General features: G+C 39.9%; 27 protein-coding genes and 1 pseudogene. 23 read left to right on the forward strand and 5 right to left on the reverse strand.

The annotated features are described in order from the left end of the window. Positions 1 to 56 precede the first annotated feature (56 nt). Complete coding sequence (locus ARA78_RS12000) at positions 57 to 758, reverse strand: DUF6796 family protein (RefSeq protein WP_004851544.1); 702 nt, start codon at positions 756 to 758, stop codon at positions 57 to 59. A gap of 193 nt (positions 759 to 951) precedes the next feature. Between ARA78_RS12000 and ARA78_RS12005 the strand changes: the two genes are divergently transcribed. The 15 genes from ARA78_RS12005 (at position 952) to ARA78_RS12075 (ending at position 12,740) form a co-directional block, all read left to right on the forward strand. Next, positions 952 to 1,725, forward strand: coding sequence for a hypothetical protein (locus tag ARA78_RS12005; protein WP_004851542.1), 774 nt, complete (start codon positions 952 to 954; stop codon positions 1,723 to 1,725). 53 nt (positions 1,726 to 1,778) lie between these two features. After that, on the forward strand, positions 1,779 to 2,723 hold the full coding sequence (locus ARA78_RS12010) for a DMT family transporter (protein WP_055280584.1): 945 nt from the start codon (positions 1,779 to 1,781) through the stop codon (positions 2,721 to 2,723). 52 nt (positions 2,724 to 2,775) lie between these two features. Continuing rightward, positions 2,776 to 3,237 carry an NUDIX hydrolase gene (locus tag ARA78_RS12015; RefSeq protein WP_055280585.1) on the forward strand — a complete coding sequence of 154 codons (462 nt, stop codon included), beginning with the start codon at positions 2,776 to 2,778 and terminating at the stop codon, positions 3,235 to 3,237. Positions 3,238 to 3,273: 36 nt separating this feature from the next. Next, positions 3,274 to 3,900, forward strand: a complete 627-nt coding sequence (locus ARA78_RS12020) for an alpha/beta hydrolase (protein ID WP_055280586.1) — start codon at positions 3,274 to 3,276, stop codon at positions 3,898 to 3,900. Between the two features lie 45 nt (positions 3,901 to 3,945). Beyond that, positions 3,946 to 4,392 carry a hypothetical protein gene (locus ARA78_RS12025; protein WP_004853452.1) on the forward strand — a complete coding sequence of 149 codons (447 nt, stop codon included), beginning with the start codon at positions 3,946 to 3,948 and terminating at the stop codon, positions 4,390 to 4,392. Beyond that, positions 4,389 to 4,658: a hypothetical protein gene (locus ARA78_RS12030; RefSeq protein ID WP_022216317.1), complete on the forward strand. Its 270-nt coding sequence runs from the start codon at positions 4,389 to 4,391 to the stop codon at positions 4,656 to 4,658. The genes ARA78_RS12025 and ARA78_RS12030 overlap by 4 nt, the downstream gene beginning before the upstream one ends. A gap of 118 nt (positions 4,659 to 4,776) precedes the next feature. Next, on the forward strand, positions 4,777 to 5,193 hold the full coding sequence (locus tag ARA78_RS12035; RefSeq protein WP_022216316.1) for a hypothetical protein: 417 nt from the start codon (positions 4,777 to 4,779) through the stop codon (positions 5,191 to 5,193). Between the two features lie 31 nt (positions 5,194 to 5,224). Beyond that, positions 5,225 to 6,022 carry a PfkB family carbohydrate kinase gene (locus ARA78_RS12040; protein WP_022215831.1) on the forward strand — a complete coding sequence of 266 codons (798 nt, stop codon included), beginning with the start codon at positions 5,225 to 5,227 and terminating at the stop codon, positions 6,020 to 6,022. A 174-nt stretch (positions 6,023 to 6,196) separates the two neighbouring features. Further along, positions 6,197 to 6,799: a Type 1 glutamine amidotransferase-like domain-containing protein gene (locus ARA78_RS12045; protein WP_015534087.1), complete on the forward strand. Its 603-nt coding sequence runs from the start codon at positions 6,197 to 6,199 to the stop codon at positions 6,797 to 6,799. A 61-nt stretch (positions 6,800 to 6,860) separates the two neighbouring features. Beyond that, the gene (locus tag ARA78_RS12050) at positions 6,861 to 7,424 is read left to right on the forward strand and encodes a GNAT family N-acetyltransferase (protein ID WP_015534086.1); all 564 of its coding nucleotides are present in this window, start codon (positions 6,861 to 6,863) and stop codon (positions 7,422 to 7,424) included. A 78-nt stretch (positions 7,425 to 7,502) separates the two neighbouring features. Further along, entirely contained in the window at positions 7,503 to 7,907 is a 405-nt protein-coding gene (locus ARA78_RS12055) for a lipoprotein (RefSeq protein WP_055280587.1), read from the forward strand. A gap of 51 nt (positions 7,908 to 7,958) precedes the next feature. Continuing rightward, positions 7,959 to 9,470: an SMI1/KNR4 family protein gene (locus ARA78_RS12060; protein WP_055280588.1), complete on the forward strand. Its 1,512-nt coding sequence runs from the start codon at positions 7,959 to 7,961 to the stop codon at positions 9,468 to 9,470. Between the two features lie 104 nt (positions 9,471 to 9,574). Beyond that, positions 9,575 to 10,117: a cysteine hydrolase family protein gene (locus tag ARA78_RS12065; protein WP_055280589.1), complete on the forward strand. Its 543-nt coding sequence runs from the start codon at positions 9,575 to 9,577 to the stop codon at positions 10,115 to 10,117. 1 nt (position 10,118) lies between these two features. After that, entirely contained in the window at positions 10,119 to 10,721 is a 603-nt protein-coding gene (locus ARA78_RS13940; RefSeq protein ID WP_156329477.1) for a hypothetical protein, read from the forward strand. A 90-nt stretch (positions 10,722 to 10,811) separates the two neighbouring features. Continuing rightward, positions 10,812 to 12,740, forward strand: coding sequence for a hybrid sensor histidine kinase/response regulator (locus ARA78_RS12075; RefSeq protein ID WP_082423637.1), 1,929 nt, complete (start codon positions 10,812 to 10,814; stop codon positions 12,738 to 12,740). Positions 12,741 to 12,854: 114 nt separating this feature from the next. Here ARA78_RS12075 and ARA78_RS12080 read toward each other — a convergent pair. After that, positions 12,855 to 13,982 (reverse strand): annotated as a pseudogene (locus tag ARA78_RS12080) (IS1380-like element ISClsp2 family transposase); the annotation flags it as partial. 260 nt (positions 13,983 to 14,242) lie between these two features. On the opposite strand from ARA78_RS12080, the gene ARA78_RS12085 reads away from it, so the two are divergent. Further along, positions 14,243 to 17,662 (forward strand): M64 family metallopeptidase, encoded by a 3,420-nt coding sequence (locus ARA78_RS12085; protein ID WP_070097494.1) that lies wholly within the window; start codon positions 14,243 to 14,245, stop codon positions 17,660 to 17,662. Continuing rightward, a complete protein-coding gene (locus ARA78_RS14650) occupies positions 17,643 to 17,873 on the forward strand; it encodes an InlB B-repeat-containing protein (RefSeq protein WP_155219561.1) in 231 nt (76 codons plus the stop codon). The genes ARA78_RS12085 and ARA78_RS14650 overlap by 20 nt, the downstream gene beginning before the upstream one ends. A 183-nt stretch (positions 17,874 to 18,056) precedes the next feature. Here the strand turns inward: ARA78_RS14650 and ARA78_RS12090 are convergent, their stop codons facing one another. Further along, the gene (locus tag ARA78_RS12090) at positions 18,057 to 18,293 is read right to left on the reverse strand and encodes a DUF6061 family protein (protein WP_055280590.1); all 237 of its coding nucleotides are present in this window, start codon (positions 18,291 to 18,293) and stop codon (positions 18,057 to 18,059) included. 351 nt (positions 18,294 to 18,644) lie between these two features. Between ARA78_RS12090 and ARA78_RS12095 the strand changes: the two genes are divergently transcribed. Together ARA78_RS12095 and ARA78_RS12100 are read left to right on the forward strand one after the other, a co-directional pair. Then, positions 18,645 to 19,286: a nitroreductase family protein gene (locus tag ARA78_RS12095; RefSeq protein WP_330376008.1), complete on the forward strand. Its 642-nt coding sequence runs from the start codon at positions 18,645 to 18,647 to the stop codon at positions 19,284 to 19,286. Between the two features lie 209 nt (positions 19,287 to 19,495). Further along, positions 19,496 to 19,975 (forward strand): Hsp20/alpha crystallin family protein, encoded by a 480-nt coding sequence (locus ARA78_RS12100; protein ID WP_055280591.1) that lies wholly within the window; start codon positions 19,496 to 19,498, stop codon positions 19,973 to 19,975. Between the two features lie 140 nt (positions 19,976 to 20,115). On the opposite strand, the gene ARA78_RS12105 is transcribed toward ARA78_RS12100, so the two are convergent. Together ARA78_RS12105 and ARA78_RS14065 are read right to left on the reverse strand one after the other, a co-directional pair. Beyond that, on the reverse strand, positions 20,116 to 20,724 hold the full coding sequence (locus tag ARA78_RS12105; protein WP_055280592.1) for an AEC family transporter: 609 nt from the start codon (positions 20,722 to 20,724) through the stop codon (positions 20,116 to 20,118). Further along, positions 20,721 to 21,050: an AEC family transporter gene (locus ARA78_RS14065; RefSeq protein ID WP_015534082.1), complete on the reverse strand. Its 330-nt coding sequence runs from the start codon at positions 21,048 to 21,050 to the stop codon at positions 20,721 to 20,723. Before ARA78_RS14065 ends, ARA78_RS12105 begins: the two co-directional genes overlap by 4 nt. A 155-nt stretch (positions 21,051 to 21,205) precedes the next feature. On the opposite strand from ARA78_RS14065, the gene ARA78_RS12115 reads away from it, so the two are divergent. The 4 genes from ARA78_RS12115 to ARA78_RS12130 all read left to right on the forward strand — a co-directional run bounded on the left by ARA78_RS12115 (position 21,206) and on the right by ARA78_RS12130 (position 26,288). Then, positions 21,206 to 23,005 carry a diguanylate cyclase domain-containing protein gene (locus ARA78_RS12115; protein ID WP_055280593.1) on the forward strand — a complete coding sequence of 600 codons (1,800 nt, stop codon included), beginning with the start codon at positions 21,206 to 21,208 and terminating at the stop codon, positions 23,003 to 23,005. 255 nt (positions 23,006 to 23,260) lie between these two features. After that, entirely contained in the window at positions 23,261 to 23,740 is a 480-nt protein-coding gene (locus tag ARA78_RS12120; RefSeq protein ID WP_022216070.1) for an Hsp20/alpha crystallin family protein, read from the forward strand. 316 nt (positions 23,741 to 24,056) lie between these two features. Beyond that, complete coding sequence (locus tag ARA78_RS12125; RefSeq protein ID WP_015534081.1) at positions 24,057 to 25,394, forward strand: acetyl-CoA hydrolase/transferase family protein; 1,338 nt, start codon at positions 24,057 to 24,059, stop codon at positions 25,392 to 25,394. A gap of 93 nt (positions 25,395 to 25,487) precedes the next feature. Continuing rightward, the gene (locus ARA78_RS12130; RefSeq protein WP_242849723.1) at positions 25,488 to 26,288 is read left to right on the forward strand and encodes a metallophosphoesterase; all 801 of its coding nucleotides are present in this window, start codon (positions 25,488 to 25,490) and stop codon (positions 26,286 to 26,288) included. Positions 26,289 to 26,376 lie beyond the last annotated feature (88 nt).

The following is a 26,376-nucleotide window of genomic DNA, read 5'->3' on the forward strand; positions in this document are numbered from 1 at the left end:
GCACGGTGCAGATGCATGGAACTTTTTATATGTTTGAATTAGTTTGGAGACGGTTGTTAATTGCTGTTTCTTTTAGAATATACAAAGCTGGCAACTAGCCAGATGAGGCAGGCGGTGTTTCCTGATGCCTGACTGAATACATAATCCAGTGTGGATATGTCGGCGCCCATGGCCTGTCTGATGTCAGGAATGAGCACAAATATAAGCTGCCATGTGATGATGTGAAATACGATCATGCTCCTCTTCATGACAGTTCTGCCTGCCAGCAGCGATATAAGACTTGTGAGCATGAGCAGAGCCGTAGGTATGTACACTATGCTGACGGCTGGAAAGAGCAGATTGTAGTAGTCGTCAACATATGCGATGGCCTGTTCTCTTCCAATGTGTTCAGACAGATAGGTTACCCAGTAAGCGAGTGTTCCCACGAGAAAATGCAGTGTCGCGGCGGACGCGACATACATGAGCCCTGCGTATTTGACGAGTGCCCTCGTCTTGCGGTACTTGGGAAGTATCTGCTCCGATATGGCGTCTATGCCAAATGCATAGAAGAACATACCGACAAGACCTGTCACAAGCAGCAGAGCCACTCTCCACAGCTGGAAATCCCCGTTCAGATATGCCCCCCTCACATAAAGTCCTTTGTCCGCGGGTGATGCGGGTACTATGCTGATACACAGATCCCCCACGATCAGGAGCGCTGCGCCGAGCGCGCCCAGCAGGCAGTTCCTTTGGTATTTAATTTTTTCTTTCTGTTCCATGTAATCCCCCTTGTAAATAATCTATATGGTTAGCATAAACTAACTAGAGCATATCATATACGAGGAGATAATTGAAGAAATATTTGCCAAAAACAAGTCGCGCCAATGGGGAAAGAAAATTGACTTTTTTCGTGTATAAAAATATACTTTCCATATATATACAATAAAAGATGCTTAAGAATGGAGGTACATTATGAGGGGAAGATGGAAAAAGGAGATTTTGTTATTTGTGATAGGTGCAGTATGGGGATTCATATATTGGGGCAATACGGTGTGGAATCCTGATGTGCAGTACCTCTTGCAAGATATAAAACATATAAAATTGCCGCTTAACTGGCATTGGATATTTGACTCAGGTGTGCATCTTGGCATAGCGGCTCTTGTGTTGGCGGTTGGCACACTGTTGATTCTATGGATACTGCGCTTTTTATCAGATTCACGTAACACACATGGGTTGATCATAGCCGGCCAGTGGTTCACAGATCTGATCTTATGTTCATTTCTGACTGGCGTGATCCTGTTCTATTTTAATAAATGGTTCCTATACAAGATTATTGGCGATAAAGGTGATGTCGTATTTTCCATAGCATATTTGTTTGTATACATATTGATATATATGATACTGTGTTCATGGTTTGATATATCCATTGAGAGGGTACAGAGAAAACCAAAGAAGAATTGCAGTCTGCTTATATGTCAGGTTCAGAATCGTGAGACATTTATGGATGTCAAGGAACTAGTAAAGAATTGCAAGTACACAGAGTGCTATACGTTGATGAAAAATAATCAGGAGAGATTGTCTCCAAAACAGTTCTGGGTCATAAGGGAGACGAACTTTACAGGGAAAAAGATGACAGCCGAGTGGAGATATTATGCAAATGGTGACTATGTAGAACTGGATGATGAAGAGCTTGCGACCAGGTTGCTGCTTGCTGAGAATGCAAAGAATATAGACTGGCAGTTATAATCGTATATAATGTTGTTAGTCTATGATATAAAAGACACGAGAGAGAAGTAAATATGAAAAAGATAGAGATAAACGACAAATGGATGCAGAAGACCAGTGTTGTGTGGTTCGGTGCCATGCTGTGCTGCCTGTTGTGGGGAAGTGCGTTTCCTTGTATAAAGATAGGTTATGGACTGTGGAATATAGAGAGTGCGGATACGTCGGCACAGATACTGTTCGCCGGTATGCGATTCGTGCTGGCGGGAATCCTTGCCGTGATATTTGGAAGTCTGCTGGAAGGAAAGTTCATAAAGCCGGAGAAGGGCTGCGCCGGCAAAATAGTGTGGCTTGCTATGCTGCAGACAGTCATACAATACCTGTTCTTTTATATAGGTCTCGCGCACACAAGCGGAGTCAAGGCCTCGATCATAGAGGCAGTAAATGTATTCGTTGCCATCATAGTGTCAGGATTCATATTCCATCAGGAAAATGTAACTGCGAAGAAGATGCTTGGCTGTCTGGTTGGATTTGCGGGAGTTGTCCTCATAAATATGAACGGAATGAACTTTCAGATGAGCCTGTCAGGAGAGGGTGCGATATTTCTGTCGACAGTGGCTTATGCGTTCTCATCGGTATTTTTGAAGAGATATTCGGCAAAACACAATCCGGTCATGCTCAGTGGCTACCAGTTTATATTTGGCGGAATGATTCTGTCGGCTGCCGGTTTTGTTATGGGAGGCAGACTCAGTACTGTATCCACTGAAGGAGTTTTGATGCTTATATATCTGGCTCTTGTATCGGCGGTGGCATATTCTCTGTGGGGAATGCTGCTCAAGTACAATCCCATATCCAGAGTTGCAGTATTTGGATTTATGAATCCGGTGTTCGGCGTGATACTGTCGGCATGGCTGCTCCGCGAGGGTGCGCAGGCACTTGGCCCGGTAAGCCTGGTGTCGCTGGTGCTGGTGTGCACAGGAATATACATAGTGAACAGCAGAGAACGGAGCGAGAAAGATTAATTGTATTTGCGACATGAAACGTGCAAAAGAGGGTAAGGAGACAGTAGTAATTATGAAGCTGACAACACTTTGTTACATAGAGAAAGATGGAAGATACCTGATGCTCCACAGGACAAAGAAGGAGAAGGACATTAATAAAGGCAAATGGATCGGTGTAGGTGGACATGCCGAGGAGGGTGAGAGTCCTGAAGACTGCCTTCTCAGGGAGATAAAGGAGGAGACGGGACTTACGCTTACATCATATCGATTCAGAGGTCTGGTGACATTTATAAGCAATGAGTGCGAGAATGAGCTTATGTGCCTGTTCACCGCAGATGGATTTGAGGGGGATGTCCAGATATGCGATGAGGGTGATCTTCAATGGATAGATAAAGAGATTGTGCCAACACTTCCGACGTGGAGCGGGGATGCGATATTCCTGAAATTGCTACTTGAAGGGGAGAAGAGATTTTTCTCACTCAAGCTCGTATATGAGGGAAGCGAGCTGGTGGAGCACAGGCTGGAATTCTATTGAGAAGGAACGTCCCCACATGAGGAGGAGTGACAATATATGAAGTATTTATATTTGCATGGACTAGGACAAAAGCCAGACAGTTGGAATAGAGTAATAAAAGAAACGAAGGTATCGGAAAGTAGTGTAAAATTAAGTTTGGCAGAGATGTTAGAAGGAAAATCTGCTACATATAAGGAATTATATTCGGCATTCTCATCAGAATGTGACAAGGTGAACGATGAAATTGTTTTATGTGGGCTTTCTCTAGGGGCTGTTTTGGCACTTAATTATGCTATAGACCACCCAGATAAAGTAAAGGCGCTCGTATTAATTGCAGCACAGTATAAAATGCCCCAAAAATTATTGAAAGTTCAGAATATGTTGTTTCATCTTATGCCGAATTCGGCATTCGGTAAAATGGGTTTCAAAAAAGCGGATGTTATCAGCCTGTGCAGGACGATGGCTGAATTGGATTTCAGTGACTCCTTGCATAAGGTGTCTTGTCCGGTATTGCTCATTTGTGGGGAAAAGGACACTGCAAACAAAAAAACTTCAAAAGAACTTTGCCAATATTTTAACAACGCCTGTTTCCATGAACTTGCGAAAACAGGTCATGAAGCAAACATAGAAGCTCCGGAAGAGTTGGCGATCGTGTTGCAGAGATTTTATGATAATATCAGATAAAATTCAGTGGTGCGTCCAGACAAGGGCATGTGGTGATGTGAATTTATGGAGAAAGTTATGGACTGGTTAAATATATTCGGACTGATAATGATTGCAGTTATTATGATACCCAATATTATTTTTGCAGTTAGATGCAAAGAGGGATTTCAAAACAAATGGAGCAATAAATTTGTTGAGGTTGCAGAACAGATAGGAAGGTTTGGCTGCTTTGGTTTTATGATAATTAACATTCCTGGAACATGGTTCGGGTGGTGGTCTGACGAAGCATTTGCCATATACCTTATTGTGGACGCGATATTAGTAGTGTTGTATTGTGCAATTTGGATAATTTGCTTTAAGAAGAGCAGCATATTCAGAGCACTGGCGCTATCTGTTATTCCCTCAGTTTTGTTCTTGTTTAGTGGAATTATGAGCAGATCAATTCTGTTGCTTATCGCAGCAATATTGTTTGCGCCAAGCCATATTTTGCTTTCGTATAAGAACGCAAAATGATATTGGTCAACAGTCCTTTATCTTCGTTGACGCCTAATGAGCGAAAAGAAAATGCTGCATGGAAGAAAAATACGAAATATAGAAGCCGAGTATCTTTTTGGAAAAATAATCATTATGTTCGTGTTAAAATCACTGAAGATAATCAGTATATAATACATTCGATGAAAAAATCACATAAAAGACAATATACATATGATGAAATCATCAAAGAATTTATATTATTTGCTGATGCAGATGCTGAGGAAATAGGCAAGGCGGTTATTTAGTCTTTTATGGAATCAGAACGATATTACAACATGGGTTATGGTTTTGTTGTAATAATATATTACATATGATATTGGGGCTTATGCTGAGCCTATAAGTACAAATTACAGGAGGGTTCAAATGGGATTATTTGATAGATTTAAGAAGATATCAAAGGAAAGTTTATTAGGATATTTGCAAAATAGCATTTCAGATAATTCTAGTCTGGAACACATAGTAAGCGTGTTCGAGGAGATGTGTAATATGCCACTTAAAGAAGATATGATTTTATTTGAAACAGGAACCTATTCTTTTACAGGAAAACCTATGTTTAACTTTTCTTTGGTTAGACAATTTCCTAATGATGAGGAAGAGTATTATCAAATTCATGTGGATGTGTTATATATTCCAACGGAAGAAAATAAAGATTTTCAACGAACTATATGGAATGAGGATATTGAAGAAGATATATTCAGCTATATCAAAAAGACTCCTGAGTTTGATTTCTGTAAAGATAAAGTATTCAGCAAAATAGAAATATATTTGGATGAAACCTAACGTGAAAATCGGAATTTAGGGAGGTACAAGAATGATAAATTTAGTGGCACTTCCGTGCCTCTGTGTAGATGTTTTTGATGGAACAGATGAATTGCGTGCAGGTGGTGAAGCCCTTAATTTTGCAGTTCATGCATCAAAATTTGAGGAGTTTAATGTTTCAATATTGGGTGCGGTTGGACAGGATTCCTACGCAAAATTTATTATGGATTCTGTTTCTGATAAGAGAATAGATGTAAGCCATGTAAGAGTTGAAGAGGATAAAGTAACTGCAAATAATCGTACATATCTTACGGCTGACGGTGACAGATATTACAAAGATGATTCATGGACGGGTGATATTGTTGATAAAATGATATTGAATCAAGACGAATTGGACTTTATAAAAAAATCAGAGGTTGTATTTATACATTTCTGGGCAGGCTGTTTTGAACAAATTATAGATTTAAAAAAGAATAATAACTTCAGATTGGCTGTGGATTTTGTAGAATATCGTAATTTTAAGGAGATGGAAAAATATGCACCATATATAGATTATTTCCTGATTAGTGGAGAGGAATCAATTCTTCCGATATTTGAAGCATTTTCCAAGAAGTATAAAGGACTATTTAATGCATCTTTAGCTGATAAAGGAAGTGTTACATATTATAATGGTGAAAAGTATTTTGTCCCGGCTGATGAAGCTTTAGAAATAGTTGATACTACTGGTTGCGGAGATAGCTACCATGCAGGCTTTGTGTGTTCTCATATGTTAATTGGTGATATTTACGAGGCTATGAGAGTTGGTACAGAATTTGCAACAGAGACATTGTCTCATTATGGTGGCTTTTAATTCGATTTGTAAGGAGAAACAATATGACAGGGTTTATTATATGGTCACTTTTCGGAGTGTTTATAATTGGATTATGAATAAAAGATATGTTTTCTAAGAATCCGGTTGTGAAGAAAAGTAAATAAACTTCAGTTTTTGAAACTGAGAAATCGGGATTTATAAAGGAGAATATTGATGAAACTATTTTTATGTTCGCACTTTTCAAGTGTAGGAAGTCTGATAAAGGAAGAAATTGAAAATAAGAAAGTCGCATTTATTCCAACAGCTTCGTTGCGTGAAGGCTACACCGGTTATGTCGGCTCGGCTCGAAAATTATTCAAAAAGTTGGGAGCAATCGTAACTGAAATTGATATTTCAACGGAGGCTTATTCAACGATACAGTCTGTTTTTGAAGATGCAGATGTGATATATTTTACCGGCGGAAATTCTTTCTTTCTTATGGACCAACTCCGTAAAACAAGAACTGATGGGTTGCTAAAAAAGGAATTGGCAAATGGAAAATTGATGATCGGCGAGTCGGCAGGCGCAATTATATGCGCTCCAAGCATCCAATATATCGAGCAAATGGATGAAAAGCCGGAGGACTACTCACAAGAAGATGATGCAGGGCTTGATTTGATTGATTTCTATGTTCTTCCGCATTATCTTACAGCACCATTTAAGAAAGTTACCGAGAAAATAATGACTGAGTTTTCGGATTTGAATCTATGCCCTATTAACAACCATCAGGGAATTGTAATTGATGGTGAAGGTTCAAAGGTTATTTGCAAAGACTAATTTGAAAAATCCTTTTTTTGAAACTGGAAAATCGGAATTTTCTTGATGATGGAGGATGCGTATGGAACATAAGGGCACAATTAGAATAGAAACAGATAGATTAGTTCTTAAACGACATGTATTAGATGATGCAGAAATCATGTTTAAAAACTGGGTAACAGAAAAAGATGTAACAAAGTTTTTAAGTTGGCAACCGCATAAAAATGTCGACGAGACAAAGCAATTACTAATTGATTGGATAGAATCGTATGATAAGCAGGATTTCTATTTTTGGACAATTGAGTTAAAAGATTCGCATGAACTGGTTGGAGATATATCAGTAGTAAGTCTCGATGAGGCAACAGAAAGTGTGGAGCTCGGGTATGGTATTGGAAGCAGATGGTGGGGAAAAGGTATAACTGCAGAAGCAGGAAGGGCATTGGTAAAATTCTTTTTTGAAGAAGTAAAAGTCAAACGTGTATATGCAAAGCATGCTGCAGGTAATCCAAACTCAGGAAGTGTAATGCAGAAAATGGGAATGAAAAAAGAAGGAATAATTAGGCAGTCGGGAACCTGTAATCAAGGTATTGTGGACGAAGTTTATTATTCCATACTTAGAAATGAGTATTTTAGTAATGATAATTGATGAAAAAATCTAATTTAGCGACACACTCGAAAATTTCAGTTTTTGAAACTGAGGAATCGGGATTTAAGGAGGTCTTGTATGAAGAAAATCGTATGTACAATGCTATGTATTATGCTTTTATTTGGTTTGAGTGCTTGTGGTGGAGATGTCAGTGAAGAGAAAACTCATAATGTTGAATCTGAGAGCTATTCAGAAGAGGATATTAAAGCCGCTATTGACACAATAAAAAAGGAGTTTAAGAGTGACTGGAAAGGATGCACTCTCACAGAAATTTACTATGCCGGAGATGACTGCACGAAAGATTATAAAGATTGGGCAGACAGAAACAATGCAGATGAAGTCATTGTTTTATTATCTTCATTCGATGTTGATTCATCTGGTGGAAACGGGTCTTTGAATCCAAATAGTACATACAGTGATTGGAAGTGGATTTTAGTTAGAACAGATGGCGGAAAGTGGCAGCATGTTGACCATGGATATTAAGTCAAATTCCTGTTTTTGAAACTGAGAAATCGGAATTTGTGAGGGAAAGAAATGAAGAAAAATACTCCAAGCGATGATGAAATAAAGAATTATAGCCATAAGAAGATGACATTGCCATTGATGGAACATGCTTCTGAAGAAATGAAGGAACCTGTATGGAAGCTTGTTAAAAAGTTAGCGTCTTATGCTCGTGTACCGGGCGCTATGTCAGATTTTAAGAAAATGGCGGTGTTCGCTGAGGATGATGCAATTGTCGATGTAGTTCTGGATACATTACAGGATATGAAATATCCTTTTAAAAACACAGATTTTATACCGGATATCATGGGCTATTATTACTCGATTGCATTGATTTCGCAAAGCATGCATAGAAGGGAAGAAACGATTAAGCTGTTCAATGAGCTTGTTGATTATGCAATCAGTATTAAATCTAACAGCGCATTGCCACTTGCGAGAAATATGGATGTTTTGTCAAAGGAATATCCCGATCTGTCAGATTTATTTGAAAAAGCAAAGACTATCTATAGATTTGATGCAATAGATAGTATAAAAGAAAGGGTGCCTATACAGGTCAATAAGCTTTATCACGATTATACAAATGCAGATAAAATAGAAGCAGAATACATTAATGTTGAAAATCCTGAGGATGGTAAGGTTTTTGTCGAAGTGGATGAAAATGGATATGTCGTAAGAATAGTAGAAAAGGGGAAAAACATTTATACAAAGATATTTAAACATTGTAGCTATGACATGATTAATTATGCGATAGTCAGAGATGTTTTGCTGAGAAAACACATGGAAGAAATGCGAATCAATGATATTGCGGATGCAAGAGTTGTCGAAGCTACGAGAACGGATCTTAAGAAACTGTATAGTGATATTGAGATATCTGTAAATAATAAGGAGTTTGCATATATATTAGATGGGCATGAAAAATTCAATAATACTGATTTACCGAAGGATGTCCAAGACTTTCTGGAAGAAATATATAATGATGAAGACTTGAAAGATGCATTTTTCGATTGTGATATTGAAATCTATGATGAGGCATGGGTTAAGGATCTTGAGGAGGATGATTCGTGGTTTGAAGATCTTATGGGATCGGGAGAATCCAGTTATAAGAATATTAAACCGTTTGCACGTGACGGCTTAGGTGGATTATGGGTAGTGTTAGATGATGAAATGATCGGATATATCGGTACAGAGGGCGAATGTGGAATCATAGCCCGCAATATAAATGAGTTCATGAATATTGTTGCGGTACAGAGAGGATATATAGATGATTTCTGTAATGCTGATATATTAAAATCTGTGGATGCATTTATAGAGGAATATGAAGAACCTCGTGATTCAGATTATAATAGGGAATTTAATAGATTTATAAAGAAGCATGGTTTTACTAAAGATTTAAAGAAAATATATGAATATATTATAAAAGGAGTCACAATAAAACCGTTTTTCCAAGTTGTCGCTACAGATGATGAATATGAAGATTCCTACTCAATACTTGGAAGCGATGATGGACAAGAAGCATTGAAGTCTCTTATAGAGATGCTTGAATAAGTTTGGATTATTTCCTGTTTTAGGTGGAAAGTTGTAAAAGAACTCGATAACTTCCAGTTTTTGAAACTGAGAAATCGGAATTTTTATGTGTAAAGGAGAAACGAATGAAATTACTTGTGATAGATATACAAAAAGGAATAACAGATAGTAGACTTTTTAATTTTGAAGCGTTTATTGATGATACTATAAGAATTATAAAAGTAGCTAGAGATAATCAAATAGAGGTTATCTATTTTCAACATGATGATGGACCAGGAACGGGGTTTTCAATCGGTGATGAAGACTTCGAAATTGCAGAACAAGTGATTCCTAGGGAAGGGGAAAAGATATTTATAAAAAATATCAATAGTTGTTTTGGAAATAAAGATTTTACGGATTATGTTAAAGATGATAATACATTAATGATAGTGGGACTACAGACAAACTTCTGTATAGATGCAACTGTGAAATCTGCTTTTGAGAGAGGATATAAAGTAATTGTTCCACAAGGGGCAAATTCAACATTTGATAACGACTATATGACTGGAGAAGAAACATATAAATATTACAATGATATGATGTGGCCAAAGAGATTTGCTACATGTGTATCCGTTGATGAAGCAATTAAATTGATGGAAAGTTCAATCGGAAGTTGTGTGAGGGATTAAGATGAAAAATATAAGGTTTTATGAGGCGGAGAAATATAAAACGGCAGATTACGAAATAGTAGATGGGAAAATATATAAAACATATGAAACTGGGTCAGAGAGTGATGATTATCTCGGATTAGAGCAGTTGGATGATAATGCTTTAGCTGAAAAGCTAAAACAGGTCGAGGGCTGGGAATGTGGAGCAGGAGAAATGCTCGAAGATTATTTAATACTGAACTATGAGGGAAGAAAGTATTATAGAGATATTGAGGATGTAGGCACGGATAACGATATCGTCATGGTTAATATGGATGATCCCTCAAATTCTCCAAAGGAAATCTTTGTAACCTCAATAGTTTTTGAAGCAGAGCCGGATTTGGGTGAAAATTCTCCTTCGGAGCCAGTGATATCCCAGTACCCGCTTGAAGATATTTTAGATAAGTTTTATGTATATCTGCACGATGATTATGTAGACGAAAACACATCTGATACAATAAATTCATATGTAGAGTTTGCCAGCGAAGATATTGAAGACATACGAGCTGTTCTCTCGATATTAGGGAAACATGTTTATAATGTTGATGAAGGTGACTATATCGATATCAAGATTGAACCAGTATAGAACAGAGTTATAAATTCCAGTTTGTAGAATCAAGAAAATCGGAATTTGTTAAATTGGAAAATTAGAATTTAGAGGATGTGAATGAGCAGCATGAAGAAAACAAAAGAAGGAGTTAATTTGAAGAAAAAGAAATTCCTTAGACTGAAGAATACAGGTAGTATCCTTGTGCTTATGGGGCTTTTGATAATTTTTGTAATAGCACTGTACACATTTATCCTGCAAAGTTCTTACACTAAGACTGCCCTTGAAACAGAAATTGCGCGCGATACAGCGAGTGCAGATGCAGTACACAAACTTGTGGATGGAAGAATCGGCAAAGAAGATTTTGATCAAATCAAAGATAAATCTGATGAAAAGAAGCAAATATATAAGGATATTTCTTCATATTTCAATGAAATCAGAACACTGAATTCTACTCGATATATTTACACCGCTACAAAAAATGAAGAAGGAAAACTCGTTTATGTGGTAGATGGTTTGGATTCGGATGCGGATGATGTAAGACACCCTGGAGATTATATTGAGGAAGAAATGGTTCCGTATATTGATAGGGCTATTTCTGGGGAGAATGTGTACTCTCAGGATATCATTGATACAACATGGGGGCCGATTTTTACGGCTTGCTATCCTGTAAGAGCAAATCATGATGGGACAGGAGAAATCATTGGCGCATTTTGCATTGAAATGGATATGCAATCAGCTTATGGAATGGTTGAAGAGACGAATCATATTTCCATCATCTGCGGTTTAGTCGCAGGAGCTGTATTGCTTTTAATTTGTCTATATACCTATTATGTTTACCAGAAAAGCAAGGCAGAAGAGCAAAAACAAAAACAATTATTAATGAACGCCGCTGAGAAAGCAGATGCTGCCAACAAAGCAAAATCTGCGTTTTTGCTTAATATTAGCCATGACATCAGAACGCCGATGAATGCCATTATTGGATTTACAAACATTGCGCTTCACCAGAACACGGTTTCAGATATTCATGATAGCTTGGAGAAAGTTCAAAAAAGTTCGAATCATCTTCTCTCTTTGTTGAATGACGTTTTGGATTTCAGTCGCATTGAAAGCGGAAAAGATATCATTTCACCTGAGCCAGTGGACATTACTCAATTGACAGATAACGTCCAGGCGATTATGAATGGACTTCTTTATAATCGAGATCTTAAGTTTGAAGTACATCGAGAAAGACCAAAGAACCCATATGTCCTTGCGGATGTTACGCGTATTCGAGAAGTTTTGGTGAATCTTCTTGGCAATGCTGTGAAATTCACAAAGGACGGTGGAAAGATTACTTTGGATATCAGCAGTTACCCCGGAACGGATGAGAAACATATCATAATTCGTTATGTTGTTCAAGATAATGGTATTGGCATGAGTGAAGAGTTCCAGAAAGAATTATTCAAGCCGTTTTCACAAGAAGATGATGCTAATGCCAGAACCCAATATAAGGGAACCGGTCTTGGCATGGCCATCACAAAAAAACATATAGATATGATGGGCGGTTCAATTGCTGTTGAGAGCAAAAAAGGTGTAGGTACTACATTCACTGTGGAGATTCCACTGGAGTTGACAGAACAAGTTATTCAATCAAAACAAAAACAACCTCCACATAGAGATTTGACGGGTATTCATGTTCTTATGGCTGAGGATAATGATCTAAATGCTGAACTTGCTACGATAATACTGGAAGATGCTGATATGACCGTAACACGCGCATCAGACGGAAAAGAAGTTGTGGAATTGTTTAAAAATCATCCACGAGACACATACGATCTTATTTTGATGGATATTATGATGCCAAACATGGATGGATACCAAGCAACAAAAGCCATTCGAGCCTTGGGTATAGAGCGGTCCGATGCAGTTACGATTCCAATTATAGCTTTGTCTGCAAATGCTTTTGTAGATGATATTCAGGAATCCCTGGATTCAGGCATGAATGACCATATTTCCAAGCCGATTAACATGGAGGAATTAATCGATACTATCACTAAATACATTAAACACGATTAGGAAAACAAAGAAGTTAATTCTGATGAAAAGTTTGCACTGGTCTTGTCGGATGCGAAAGCGCAAGTTTCCTATGATTATGATACAGGTCGCATCACCACATTTCTTATCAGCACCCAGCACCAGTTTGTTGCTCTCAAACTTTCCCGACGGGAGTCTTCCAACATCCATGTCCGTCTTGATTTCACTGTGATACTGCTCACTTTCTCCGTGGGCATGGTAAAGATCAATGACTGTTTCGTCTGGCAGGGAAGTGTTTGTCCAGTATGTGCCCAGTTCTATATCGGGTACGATAAAATACTGCCCATATCGGTCAATGGTTCTTTCCGTGATCTCATAAATTGTGCGTATTCCGACAGTTTTCTCCTCGTTATCAGAAAGGGAATATGTCACATTCCGGAAGGTCTGTCCGATATAAACAGTTTTCCCATCACGTGGATGCTGGATATTCTGGCAGCATTCCCTGACGGATTCCAGCCATTCTTCTTTACTTTCCTGTCTGGGATTCCGTTTTATGATGAAAGACACATTGTTGTATTTATAGCTTTCTTCCATAAAGATGCCTATGTTTTCAGATGCATCGTTGCCGGAATCCAGCCGGATGAGCAGTGGTTTTTCCGTCAGCTGTCTGCACAGTTCAATGGTCTCTCTCAGGAAATCAGGAGTTTCTTTCTGGCAGTGCTGTTTCCCAATCCGCAGTTCAAGATTGACGAGGTATCCTTCTGTGCCGATATATGCCATAATTGGTGCATATCCGTCAAAACCCTTGTAGGTACGGGATACGCCTTCCTTATTGGATTTCGAATTGTCAAAGGGGGTTACATCAATATCGACAGGAACAAAGCCGTTATCCAGGGCTGTCGGCTCTATGTGCATTTCACGCAGCATGTCGACATTTGCCTGCTGGATGTCTTTGCGCAGGGAATCCCCGATCATGTCAAAACGCTGACGGAGTGTTTCGGCGGAAGGAATCGCATAGGAGATGCCTAATGCGTATTTGTAGTAGTCAGGGTCATCTATCATTTCACGGACAGCCTCATACTGGGGTTTTCCCTGACAGAGCATACCAATATAGGTGAGGAGCACGTCTCCATTTTTTATCTGTTTCTGCAGATAATCTTTTGAAATTGGAGCACGGTTGATTTTTTTAACAAAACTGCTTTTTCCAAGTATTTGCCCTACGAATACCAGACCACTGGGAGTAATGAGCCGCTCATCGCTGAATTCAATGTGTATTTTCTTCATTGCACTGCCTCCGCCTATCTTTTGATACTTTCATTATACAGGATAATGCATGATGATACAGTAAAAAAACAAAATTTTGTTTAACCTAGTGGGTGAAATAAAATGTATTGCGAAAATCAGTTTCCAGCAGGTATTATTGCTGAAAAAAAGGGATGTAACACTATGGTAAGTTTCACGGAATAAGGTGGATTTTCATTGACGCATATAACACCTTACAATATAATAAAAGCAAATATATAGCTTATAAAGGAGGTTCCTTAATGACGAAAAAAATAACCGCAATATTCTTGGCATTGTGCATGGCAATCTCCGTTTTGCCGATGACCATTCAGGCGGCATCAAAGCCCGATATTAAAGTTGGCGACTATGTTAAAATGGGCGCGTATAACAATGCCTCAATTCTTTGGCGATGTGTAAGCATTGACAATAACGGACCGCTTATGCTTGCAGACAAAATTGTTGACACCCTTGCATATGATGCCAAAACAAATGACAACAGCAATTCAAAATCACACAGCAGAAGCTATAAGCGTGATGATTACGGTTCTAACTATTGGAAAGACAGCAATATGCGTTCTTGGTTAAATTCGACCGCAGCTGAAGGCAAAGTCGATTGGCTTTGCGGCAACCCTCCGAAAGACGGATATGTAAGCGGTGTGGGAGCGTACAACGAAAAAGCGGGTTTTCTCAACGCTTTTTCAAAATCTGAAATTGCGGCAATGAAAACCGTTACCCAGCGTTCTCTCGTTTCTCATCCCGAATACAACAAGGGCATAGTTGATGGAGACGCAAATTCGGATTTGTTATACTACACCGATATTTCGGAAGCGGTGGCAAACTACGACAGTTCATATTTTGAAACTACAACCGAAAAGGTTTTTCTTCTTGATGTAAAGCAGGCTAATGCCGTGTGGAAAAATCTCAAAGGTTATTATGTTGCGTATAATAATGACGGTATGGCTTGGCCTTATTGGCTTCGCACTCCTGTTACCGATTGCAATCACGATATGCGTTATATCAGTTCATCGGGTCAGGTCGGTCGTTATGCTCCGTGGTATTCCGATTTGGGCGTAAGACCTGCATTTTATCTCGATTCCGAATATTTTGTTACAACTTCCGGCAGCGGCTCACAAAGCAGTCCTTATATCGGCTCTGCTCCAAATAAGCAAGAGGATGATTATACAATTTCGGAACCTGCCGAGGACGCAAATCCCGATTGGAATGTCAGTACCGAGCAAAGCATTCAGCTCACCCTCGGCCCGTGGTATTCAAATGACGGAAAATATTCTAATCCGACCATCCCTGTTTATACCATCCAAAAAACACGCAGCGACACGGAAAATATGGTTGTTGTCGTTTGCGGCGAGGGATACACAAAAAGTCAGCAGGGCAAATTCATCAATGATGTCAAACGACTTTGGCAGGACGCTATGAAATATGAACCGTATCGCAGTTATGCCGACAGATTCAATGTTTACGCTCTTTGCACAGCTTCCGAATCGACTTTTGACAATGGTGGAAGCACCTTCTTTGATGTTATAGTCGACAAATATAATTCGCCTGTTATTTCTAATAATCTCCACGGAAGTCAGTGGAAAAATCATATTTTTGAGAGATGTATCGGTCCTGAATTTATCGAGAAAATTCACGATGCTCATATCAAAAAAAAGTGTGATCCAAACACAATTCCGTCCGGTTCGGAATATGAGCCTTATTATTATGTTCACGATTATATTGCTCAGTTCGCTATGGTTGTAAACACAAAATCAGATTTCGGCGGTGCTTATAATAACCGTGAATACGGCTTCCATTATTTCATTTCGCCATCAGACAGTTATCGTGCGTCAAAAACTTTTGCACACGAGTTTGGACACGGTTTGCTCGGTCTCGGTGATGAATACAGTAACGGATATTTGCTTGACGATAAGGAACTTAAATCACTCAATCTTTCCTCGGTTGAAGACCCGGAAAAGATAAAATGGCGACAGCTTTTAGGTTTTAGAAACACATATACCTGCCGCAATGCTTACGGCTCAAAAATGCTTGTTTCAAGTTATGAGTGCATAATGAGAGACACAAACTATCAATTCTGTGAGGTTTGCCGTTTGCAGGGCTTCAAGCGAATGTCTCAGCTTGTTAAGGATGTAGACCTTTATGTTGCAACTCCCGAGGTTAAGGAATATACGGGCGCTTATTCAAAGCCGTCTGATTTTACCGACCTTGAAACAAGTTCATATTATAATTACACATATAATCGCAATGACCGACTTTTGAGCGGCAACAGCAAAAGCAGATTTAATACTAATATGAACGGTAAAAAAATCGAGCTTAGAACTGTTATTCAAAACATTTCAGATAAAAATGCACGACAATTAAAATTCAAAATGTGGATTAAGCACTCCGACGGAAGCGTTGCGACCGATTCATCGGGGAATCCGCTTCAAACAGTACAAACCTTTGACATTCCTGTTTGGAATGATAAGGCAAATTTCTGGCCGCTCGGTGCTTTGGATCACATCAAAAGCGACTTTAATTCAGGCTTAAAGAGTTGCTCGCTTATTTATCAAATTCCGTCTGATGCACAGCTTAAGAGCGGCGATACCGTGGCATTTCAGGTGCTCGATGAAAACGGAAATGTGCTTGCAGACGACAATACGGAAACACAGCGCTACACAACCGTTTCAATTCAGTATAAATTTGAGGACGGCTCTGAAATTCCAAACACTGCCGGCGGAACATTTACCGTGCCATACGGCACAAAGCTTGATTTAACACCGGCAAAAACACTTTATGATTATGAATTTATAAAGGTTGACGGCTTGAATAAGCCTATTGTTTCGGACGGAACGGTTGTTACATATTATTACAAAAATAAAAACGAAGAACACACTCACAATCTGACTTTGGTTGCTGCGAAAGCTGCCACCTGCACAGAGGGCGGTAAGGAAGCATACTACAAGTGCGAAGGTTGTGGCAAGTTCTATGAAGATGTACTCGGTACAAAGGAAATAACCGACCTTGCATCTTGGGGCAATATTGCTAAGATTGCCCACACCACAAAGCAAACCGTAACAAAGGCAACCCCAACAGCAAACGGCAAGATAGTAAATTACTGTTCGGTATGTAAGAAAACTCTTTCAACGACAGTAATTCCAAAGGCATCAAGCATAAAGCTTAAAGCAACATCATTAACATATAACGGAAAGGTTAGAACACCTAAGGTTATTGTTAAGGACAGAACAGGAAAGACACTTGTTAAGAATACTGACTATACTGTGTCTTATGCAAAAGGCAGAAAGTATGTTGGCAAGTACGCAGTAAAGATTACCTTTAAGGGTAAATACAGCGGAACAAAGACGCTTTATTTCACAATCAAGCCAAAGGCAACAAGTATTTCCTCACTTAAAGCAGGTTCAAAGAAGTTTACAGTAAAGTGGAAGAAGCAGGCTACACAGACAACAGGCTATCAGGTACAGTACAGTGCCTCAAGTAAATTCAGCAAGGCTAAGACCGTAACAGTAGGCAAGAATACAACAGTATCAAAGAAAATTTCAAAGCTTTCGGGCAAGAAAAAGTATTATGTAAGAGTTCGCACCTATAAGACAGTTAAGATTAACGGCAAATCCATAAGGATTTATTCAGGCTGGTCAAAAGCTAAGACTGTTACAACAAAGAAATAAAAACTATACCGTAACCTTTGATTCTGCCGGTGGCTCTGCAGTAACGACTCAGACTATCGAAGAAGGTCAGAAGGCAACCAAACCTGCCGCTCCTACCAAGTCTGACGATACCACCAAGCCTTCGGATGATGTTCAGAATCCGCAGACCGGCGACAACAGTATGAGTGGCTGTGGATCGCTCTGCTGTTCGTCAGCGGCTTCGGAGTTGTGACAACTACTGTTTATACTAAATTAGACGAAGCAATTTCTGATGCTGTTAAAACTGGGAAAATCACTCAAGAAGAAGCGAACGCAGCTTACAAATAAATATACGAGGCTTGTCTTAAAAAAGACGAGCTCAAAATGACAATGAAACTGTCACTCTCTGGAGACACTAGGAGTGACAGTATAATCATCATAAATAAAATGAATCTTCGGCATCAACCCACATCTGCATAGTTCCATCAAGGTATAGTCTTGCATATTCAAGTGGTTCATCAATAGCAAGTGAATTTAATGCACAATCTAATCTGGGTGTTGTTTTTAAATTCTTTTCTGCTTCCCAGCAGTCAATGCGGAGCATATAGCCAGCAGAAGTATAAACATCAATGCTGTTGCGTTGTGGATTGTATTCTGCAAATATTGTTCTCATCGTATCAAATCTCCTTATCATTCAATCAATCATTTGTTACAAAAATCAGAAGCATTTCAATCAGTTCACCATGTCGTTTTTATTTTGTGTTATACTGTTTTAGAGGATTTTCTTTTCCTTGTATTTTTCCTTATCAGGGTTCATAAATCCATATGGGAAGATATAACATAAGGGAAAGTCTAAGGGAAAGATCACCTGCGACAAACTTAGTGTTTTCAAGGGATTCAGAGATATTTGATAATAAAATATAACAATTATTAAATCCCTTGGAATACATGAAATCTCAATTTAAGTTTGATGGACTATACTCGGCGTAGATATCAGAATGAGAGCGAGGGAAAATGCATGGATATGTTACAGTTGATGAAGGAGAGGCACAGTGTGCGGCAATATAAGGATAAGCCAATCGAGCAGGAGAAACGTGCGGAGATCGACAGGCTTATCTCTGAGATAAATTCTGAGAGCGGACTGAGTATGCAGGCGGTCTACGATGAGCCGAACTGTTTTGATTCGTTTATGGCGCATTACGGCAAATTCACAAATGTTTCTAATTATATAGCGATAGTTGGCGCGAAGAACGACCAGGAAAAGGCCGGCTACTACGGTGAAAAGCTGGTGCTTGGATGTCAGGAACTTGGACTTAACACATGCTGGGTTGCAATGTCACATGGTAAGACCAGGGCAGTCATAGGCAAAGGACAGAAACTGCTGATAGTGATTGCCCTTGGGTATGGTGAGAATCAGGGTGTTGCACACAAGAGCAAAGATATATCAGAAATTAGCAGTGCAGATGTGGAGACAGACTGGTTCACGAAGGGGATGGAGGCGGTGTGTCTGGCACCGACAGCGGTGAACCAGCAGAAGTTCATGTTTGAGCTGAAAGATGAGATGGTGACAGCGAAAGCTCCGAGAGGAATCTGCACGAAGATAGATCTTGGAATTGCCAAATACCACTTTGAGGCTGGGAGTGGACACAAAATCTTCACAAAATAATTAGCACTCGCCTCTTGACAGTGCTAGCGATCAGGTGTATAACATAGTCAAAGATAAGGAAAGGGATTAGAAAGAAGAGAAAGAATCCCGAAAGTTTATCTTGATAATTATTTTGAAAGTAACAGTAAACAAAAAGTCTAAGTGCCTTGGGGTTTCATAAGAAACCACAATTTCCGACACTTGTTTGAGATTGAAAGGAGAAATGACTTATGTTACCTAGTATTTTTGGAGAAGATTTATTTGATGATTGGATGAATGACTATTTCCCATTTGGAAGGGATTTTGACAAGGAGTTCAGTAAAGCGTTAGCACCTACCGAGCGTGCGCTGTATGGTAAGCATGCAAAGAACATGATGAAGACCGATGTCCGTGAGACAGACGATTCATATGAAGTAGATATGGATCTCCCAGGATTCAAGAAAGATGAAGTAAAGGTTCAGCTTGCTGATGGTTACCTGACAATTGAGGCTGCAAAGGGTCTGGATAAGGATGAGAAGGACAAGAAGAGCGGCAAGTACATCAGGCGTGAGCGTTATGCCGGCAGCATGAGCAGAAGTTTCTATGTCGGTGAAGGAGTTACTCAGGAAGACATTCATGCAAAGTATGAACATGGCGTACTGAAACTGTCGATTCCTAAGAAGGAAGAGCAGAAGAATGTAGAGAAGAGTAATTACATCGCAATCGAATAATGTAAGAAATGCGAGATTACTTAATAACAGATGACTAATATTCGTAGAGCCCTCCGTGTATCTGCAAGGTGCAGGTATGCGGGGGGCTCTTTTGCTTGTCTGTTCCAGGGACAATCCTCATGACAAAAGAAACGTCCCCATTAAAGTATCAGCCATGAAAATAATATGACAGCCAAAGGCATGGTTATGATACAGAACAAAGTAGTAAATACATTTAAAAGACTGGAGTATGTTGCATCTTTGTTATATACCTGAACCATCTGGGTGATTGTTGAAGCTGATGGCGTGATGGAGGCAAGGTATACTATGAGTAGTAAGGTTCTTCCGTCTGGAATAAATTCGTACACATGACTTACACACATTATAAGCAGCAAAATAGTAGGCCAGATAACGAGCCTGATGGCAGAGAAAAGGTATAGTTTTGCATTCTTCAGGCTGGCCAGAATCGGCGAATCAGCCATCAGCATACCAGTTACTATCATGCTTAGAGGTGCAAGCATATTCCCGATGTCATTTATCGGGGCAATGATGACGGCTGGCAGTTTTATCTTGCAGAAAAATAGCAGGAGACCTGCTATTATGGCTAATACATTTATATTGGATATTATCTTTTTCCATTCCAAGTGTGGCTTTTCGGAGAGCATTGTGCTGCAGTGTGTCCAGAGAAATATCAGTTGTACAGACATAAATGCGCATGAATACAGTACATAGTCGGAACCCAGAATAGCACTTACAAGTGGGATAATCATATTTCCCGAGTTGGAATACATGACAGTTGCACATCAACTGGGGTCCAGTGCAAAAATTTCCTTCCGATATTTATAAAAATCAACAGCAGAACATGTATAATAACTGCAATGACAGCGGAAAATAACAGTCCCTGCAGTTTTTCTTTTGTAAAATCAATCTCAAATGAACCAATTATGGCACAGGGCATCACCAGGTATACCACGATGATAGATAATATCCGGCTGTCAGATGATTTTAAGATATTTTTGTTGACAAGAATAAAACCAAGCAGGATCATAATAAAAAAGTTAATAAGCTTTCCGAGCAAAATTATACTTATCTGCATAGCGATTACCTCTTTTCGTTTCTGTATTATAATACTATTCCTCTAAAAAAACATCCCTGAATGCTGACTTGTCAAAAATGAATGAATGCGATAAAATATGTGCAATTTGTAGAGAACTTGTAAATAGCATCCAAAATAAGGAGAGATGACATACTATGAATTCGCGTAAAAACCATAACAAAAAGCTTATGTTGCCGGTTCTCATTTTTCTGGTTGGCTGTCTGGTTTTGACAGTAGTTTTATATCATTCATATAGATCAAATTATAAACAGGTACGGAATGTCACAGCGCTTAATGCCACAACATATGCAGAACGACTACAGAATGACATGAACCGTGGAGTTGCAATTACAGATACACTTGAAGAGATAGCAATCAGCGAAAATGGGAAAATTGACAATTTTCAAAAAGTTGCTCGGGATCTGATGGCAGATTTTATTCAGAGCATACAGATTGCGCCTGACGGTGTTGTCACAGATATATATCCGGAGGCAGGGAATGAAGCTGGAAAGATAGATTTGATGCATGATGAAAGTCGTGGAGAGATATGCCGCTATGGAAGAGATAAAAATATAGTCACGATGCAGGGTCCTTTTGATTTAAAACAGGGGGGGCAGGGCATTGCGATTAGAAATCCTGTATATCTGGAGGGGGCAGATGGCTCTCCAGTATTTTGGGGATTTACCATAGTAATTATACGTGTTCCGGAGATATTTACAGAATCAATTCAGGCACTCACAAAATTCGGTTATGATTACTCCCTGACAAAGACAGTTTCCCCTTTGTCTGATGATACAGAGATAGTATCATCATCCGGCAATATTATGAAGAATCCGATTACATTTGAGTTTGAATTTTGCGGCAGTCTATTTGATTTTGAGATAATGCCTGCTGATGGCTGGAGTCATGGGTGGAATGTATTTCCGCAGCTGTTTTTGGGAATATGTGTTATTTTGCTCTTAACTGGATTAACGGTGGTCATCCTTGTGATTGAGAGACATCGAGATACATTAAAAAAAATGGCGATAACAGATCCGCTGACCGGACTCTTGAATCGTAAGGGGTTTGACGAACAGCTCAAAAAGGTTATGCAGGGCGATCTTCATATTCATTGCGTGGGTATACAGATGGATATTGATGATTTTAAATTTATAAATGATATGTATGGTCATGTAGTTGGAGATGCCGCACTGAAAAGTCTTGCACAGGACATACAGAGCTATTTCAATGATAATTCTATTATTTGCAGAAATGGCGGTGATGAGTTCTCCGCCATTCTGGTTGACACAACAGAGGAAGAGGCAAGAAAGAAAATAGAACAATTTACTCTTCAGCCACGGCATATAACATATAATGGTGGGGAGCATCCATTTTACATTTCTCTTGGGTATGCAGAATATCCAAAAGATTGTGAAGATGTTTCGGAGCTTATCAGATGCGCGGATATGGCACTTTACGCGGTAAAACTTCATGGAAAGAATAATTGCAGTCCTTATCGAGGAGCTTATAAGATGCAGCACAGAAGCCAGCTTGGATTTGCACTTCAGGATGTATCAAAGAATCTTCCGGGAGCTTTCCTTATATATATAGCTGATCCTGAAAATGATAATATTTTATTTGCAAATCGTGAACTGATAGAATTTGCTGGCTGCAGGGATTTTGATGATTTTCTTGATTACACAGATCATAGATTCAGAAACCTGGTCCATCCAGACGAACGGGATTCTGTTGAGACCAGCATCTGGAAACAGATTGATGCAAAGACCAGTGGAAATAATGACTATGTAAGGTTCCATTTTGCAAAAAAAGATGGAACATATCTTCCTGTTCTTGATCACGGAAGAATAGTGGAAAACCGTTATTATGGAAATGTATTCTACGTTTTGATCATGGACTGCGCTCTGGTTGAATCTTATTATGATAACAAAACAGGTCTGGAAACTGTGCCAGAATAGCGGATTGGCTATTACAGGAATAGGACACAAAATCTTCACAAAAGAATTAGCACTCACCTATTGACAATGCTAACAACTAGGTGTATAACATAGTCAAAGATAAGGAAAGGGATAAGAAAGAAGAGAAAGAATCCCGAAAGTTTATCTTGACAATTATTTTGAAAGTAACAGTAAACAAAAAGTCTAAGTGCCTTGGGGTTTCATAAGAAACCACAATTTCCGACACTTGTTTGAGATTGAAAGGAGAAATGACTTATGTTACCTAGTATTTTTGGAGAAGATTTATTTGATGATTGGATGAATGACTATTTCCCATTTGGAAGGGATTTTGACAAGGAGTTCAGTAAAGCGTTAGCACCTACCGAGCGTGCTCTGTATGGCAAGCATGCAAAGAACATGATGAAGACCGATGTCCGTGAGACAGACGATTCATACGAAGTAGATATGGATCTCCCAGGATTCAAGAAAGATGAAGTAAAGGTTCAGCTTGCTGATGGTTACCTGACAATTGAGGCTGCAAAGGGTCTGGATAAGGACGAAAAGGACAAGAAGAGCGGCAAGTATATCAGGCGTGAGCGTTATGCCGGCAGCATGAGCAGAAGCTTCTATGTCGGTGAGGGAGTTACCCAGGAAGACATTCATGCAAAGTATGAACATGGCGTACTGAAACTGTCGATTCCTAAGAAGGAAGAGCAGAAGAAAGTAGAGAAGAGTAATTATATCGCAATCGAATAATGTAAGAAATGTGTAATTACTTAATAACAGATGACTAATATTCGTAGAGCCCTCCGTGTATCTGCAAGGTACAGGTATGCGGGGGGCTTTTTTGCGTTTTGCAATTAGATGTAAATGAGCATTGTTCCAGTGAAAGTGGAAAAATATTATGACTATTTTGGCTGGAATATTGTAAATGTTGGTAAACTTTTTCATTGATATTTACACAGAATATCTCTAAAAATGTTGAAATGGCATTTGATTTATTTGATAATAGTGATTGAGGCTGTTGAGGGAGGACAAGCGGTGAAACGTTATTTAATAAAGGGGGATTTATATGTTCGATTTTCAGCAAATGTATAGAGAAAAGCTGCGTACACCGGAGGCTGCGGTGGAGTGTGTCAAGGATGGAGACTGGGTCGATTACACATCGTCCCTTGGAAAACCTGTACTACTTGACAGGGCATTGGCAAAGCGGAGAGATGAGCTGCACGATGTGAAGATCAGGGGTAATCTGATGGCTGGGCCTATAGAGGTTGCAGAGTGCGATGACAATCAGGAGCATTTTGTGTATCACAGCTGGCACTGTTCGCAGTATGAGAGAAAGCTGTGCGATGAGGGCAAATGCTATTATATACCGATGGTGTTCCACAATAATGCGGCTTACTATGAGTATTTCCTCCATGTAAATGTGGTCATGGTGTCGGTGGGACCTATGGACAAGCATGGTTATTTTAACTTCTCGGTGAATACCGGTGTGGCTGCCCCTATTGCCAGGAAGGCGGACATCGTGATAGTTGAGGTGAATGAGCACATGCCTAAGATACGCGGTGGATATGACGAGTGTATTCACATATCGGATGTGGATATGATCGTAGAGGGGGAGCACGAGCCATTTGCAGATGTGAAAACACAGGCACCGCGGGAGGTTGACCGGAAGATAGCGGAGCTGCTTATTCCGTATATTGTGGATGGTTCAACACTACAGCTCGGTATCGGAGGAATGCCAAATGCGGTGGGTGAGATGCTGGCTCAGTCGGATCTCAAGGATCTTGCCATGCACACGGAGCTCTGCTCGGATGCATATCTAGCCCTGTACAAAGCGGGCAAGCTGACAAATAAATACAAGAACATAGATCGTGGAAAAGGCGTATTTGGCTGTGCCATCGGTTCAAATGAGCTGTATGAGTGGCTGGACGACAATCCGGGAATCGCCGCATATCCACTTGAGTATGTGAACAGGCCATATGTCATATCGCAGATAGACAATATGGTATCCATAAACAGCTGCGTGGCTGTGGATCTGTACGGACAGGTTGCGGCGGAGAGCAGTGGTTCACGCCAGATCAGTGGAACCGGCGGACAGCTCGATTTTCTGATCGGAGCATCGGGCTCCCGTGGCGGCAAGGCGTTTATCTGCATGAGTTCCACACACACCGACAGGAATGGGGTGAAGCATTCCAGGGTAAAACCGCAGTTCAATGGAGATATCATCACCTCGCCGAGAAGTCAGGTGTACTTTCTGGCGACAGAGTACGGTGTGATAAACCTTGAAGGACGATCCACATGGGAGAGAGCGGAGGCTCTGATATCCATAGCCCATCCTGATTTCCGGGACATGCTGATAAAGGAGGCACAGGAGAGAAAGATCTGGCGGAGGTCGAATAAGAGATGAGAAGATCATGGCATTATAAAAGTGGGGCTGCGAATGAAAGGAAAATCTAAAAAACAAAAAAGTAGAAATACGAAAAAGCAGAAATATATAAAATTGGCAATTACTCTGAGCATAGTTATTGTCATAATATTGTTCTGCAATTTTCAGAACAAACACCTTGAAACCACACATTATACATATGCGGCAGAGCAGCTTGGCGCAGATCTTGAGGGATATCGCATAGTCCAGATATCGGATCTGCACAATGCAAAGTTTGGCAAGAATAACCAGAAACTGGTGGGCAGGATAAGAGAATGTGAACCTGATATGATCGTCCTGACCGGAGATCTTGTGGACTCAAATCACACAAATGTAGACCGCGCAGTCCAATTTGTGGATGAGATCGTGAAAATATGTCCGGTATACTATGTCACAGGCAATCATGAATATTGGCTTGAGAAATCTGAATATGACGAGCTTATGGATGGGCTTATAGGTGCCGGGGTGGTTATTCTGGATGATCAGGTTGTGGAGATATCCAGGGGTGATGCAAAGTTCAGGCTGGTTGGGCTGGACGATAAAAGTCTTGCGGATGGGACACTGGAGGCGTTGCTTAGTGATGAAAAAGAGCTCACGGTCGTTCTTGCACATGAGCCACAATACCTTGTCAGGTATGCCAGCATCGGTGTTGATCTCGTGCTTTCCGGACATGCCCACGGCGGACAGTTCAGACTGCCGTTTGTCGGTGGGATAGTGGCTCCGGATCAGGGATTTCTTCCAGAATATACAGCAGGTGAATATTATATGAATGGCACCGAGATGATAGTCAGCCGAGGCCTTGGCAACAGTGTGATTCCGGTGAGGCTGTTTAACTTCCCGGAGATAGTATGCGTGGAGTTGGTGGGGAAGCATTAGTTATTGTGAGAAAGTTAATGTAGATAAGAAAATGATGTACATAAAAGATCGTGGGAAGATTTTGAGTAGGGATCTTCTCACGACCTTT

The organism is Coprococcus eutactus (genome assembly GCF_001404675.1).
Lineage (GTDB): Bacteria > Bacillota > Clostridia > Lachnospirales > Lachnospiraceae > Coprococcus > Coprococcus aceti.

What these genes read in the sequence shown, in the direction of transcription:
- ARA78_RS12000 (WP_004851544.1), bottom strand. Translation starts at nt 758, where the DNA reads ATGGAACAGAAAGAAAAAATTAAATACCAAAGGAACTGCCTGCTGGGC.
- ARA78_RS12005 (WP_004851542.1), top strand. Translation starts at nt 952, where the DNA reads ATGAGGGGAAGATGGAAAAAGGAGATTTTGTTATTTGTGATAGGTGCA.
- ARA78_RS12010 (WP_055280584.1), top strand. Translation starts at nt 1,779, where the DNA reads ATGAAAAAGATAGAGATAAACGACAAATGGATGCAGAAGACCAGTGTT.
- ARA78_RS12015 (WP_055280585.1), top strand. Translation starts at nt 2,776, where the DNA reads ATGAAGCTGACAACACTTTGTTACATAGAGAAAGATGGAAGATACCTG.
- ARA78_RS12020 (WP_055280586.1), top strand. Translation starts at nt 3,274, where the DNA reads ATGAAGTATTTATATTTGCATGGACTAGGACAAAAGCCAGACAGTTGG.
- ARA78_RS12025 (WP_004853452.1), top strand. Translation starts at nt 3,946, where the DNA reads ATGGAGAAAGTTATGGACTGGTTAAATATATTCGGACTGATAATGATT.
- ARA78_RS12030 (WP_022216317.1), top strand. Translation starts at nt 4,389, where the DNA reads ATGATATTGGTCAACAGTCCTTTATCTTCGTTGACGCCTAATGAGCGA.
- ARA78_RS12035 (WP_022216316.1), top strand. Translation starts at nt 4,777, where the DNA reads ATGGGATTATTTGATAGATTTAAGAAGATATCAAAGGAAAGTTTATTA.
- ARA78_RS12040 (WP_022215831.1), top strand. Translation starts at nt 5,225, where the DNA reads ATGATAAATTTAGTGGCACTTCCGTGCCTCTGTGTAGATGTTTTTGAT.
- ARA78_RS12045 (WP_015534087.1), top strand. Translation starts at nt 6,197, where the DNA reads ATGAAACTATTTTTATGTTCGCACTTTTCAAGTGTAGGAAGTCTGATA.
- ARA78_RS12050 (WP_015534086.1), top strand. Translation starts at nt 6,861, where the DNA reads ATGGAACATAAGGGCACAATTAGAATAGAAACAGATAGATTAGTTCTT.
- ARA78_RS12055 (WP_055280587.1), top strand. Translation starts at nt 7,503, where the DNA reads ATGAAGAAAATCGTATGTACAATGCTATGTATTATGCTTTTATTTGGT.
- ARA78_RS12060 (WP_055280588.1), top strand. Translation starts at nt 7,959, where the DNA reads ATGAAGAAAAATACTCCAAGCGATGATGAAATAAAGAATTATAGCCAT.
- ARA78_RS12065 (WP_055280589.1), top strand. Translation starts at nt 9,575, where the DNA reads ATGAAATTACTTGTGATAGATATACAAAAAGGAATAACAGATAGTAGA.
- ARA78_RS13940 (WP_156329477.1), top strand. Translation starts at nt 10,119, where the DNA reads ATGAAAAATATAAGGTTTTATGAGGCGGAGAAATATAAAACGGCAGAT.
- ARA78_RS12075 (WP_082423637.1), top strand. Translation starts at nt 10,812, where the DNA reads ATGAAGAAAACAAAAGAAGGAGTTAATTTGAAGAAAAAGAAATTCCTT.
- ARA78_RS12085 (WP_070097494.1), top strand. Translation starts at nt 14,243, where the DNA reads ATGACGAAAAAAATAACCGCAATATTCTTGGCATTGTGCATGGCAATC.
- ARA78_RS12090 (WP_055280590.1), bottom strand. Translation starts at nt 18,293, where the DNA reads ATGAGAACAATATTTGCAGAATACAATCCACAACGCAACAGCATTGAT.
- ARA78_RS12095 (WP_330376008.1), top strand. Translation starts at nt 18,645, where the DNA reads ATGTTACAGTTGATGAAGGAGAGGCACAGTGTGCGGCAATATAAGGAT.
- ARA78_RS12100 (WP_055280591.1), top strand. Translation starts at nt 19,496, where the DNA reads ATGTTACCTAGTATTTTTGGAGAAGATTTATTTGATGATTGGATGAAT.
- ARA78_RS12105 (WP_055280592.1), bottom strand. Translation starts at nt 20,724, where the DNA reads ATGATTATCCCACTTGTAAGTGCTATTCTGGGTTCCGACTATGTACTG.
- ARA78_RS14065 (WP_015534082.1), bottom strand. Translation starts at nt 21,050, where the DNA reads ATGCAGATAAGTATAATTTTGCTCGGAAAGCTTATTAACTTTTTTATT.
- ARA78_RS12115 (WP_055280593.1), top strand. Translation starts at nt 21,206, where the DNA reads ATGAATTCGCGTAAAAACCATAACAAAAAGCTTATGTTGCCGGTTCTC.
- ARA78_RS12120 (WP_022216070.1), top strand. Translation starts at nt 23,261, where the DNA reads ATGTTACCTAGTATTTTTGGAGAAGATTTATTTGATGATTGGATGAAT.
- ARA78_RS12125 (WP_015534081.1), top strand. Translation starts at nt 24,057, where the DNA reads ATGTTCGATTTTCAGCAAATGTATAGAGAAAAGCTGCGTACACCGGAG.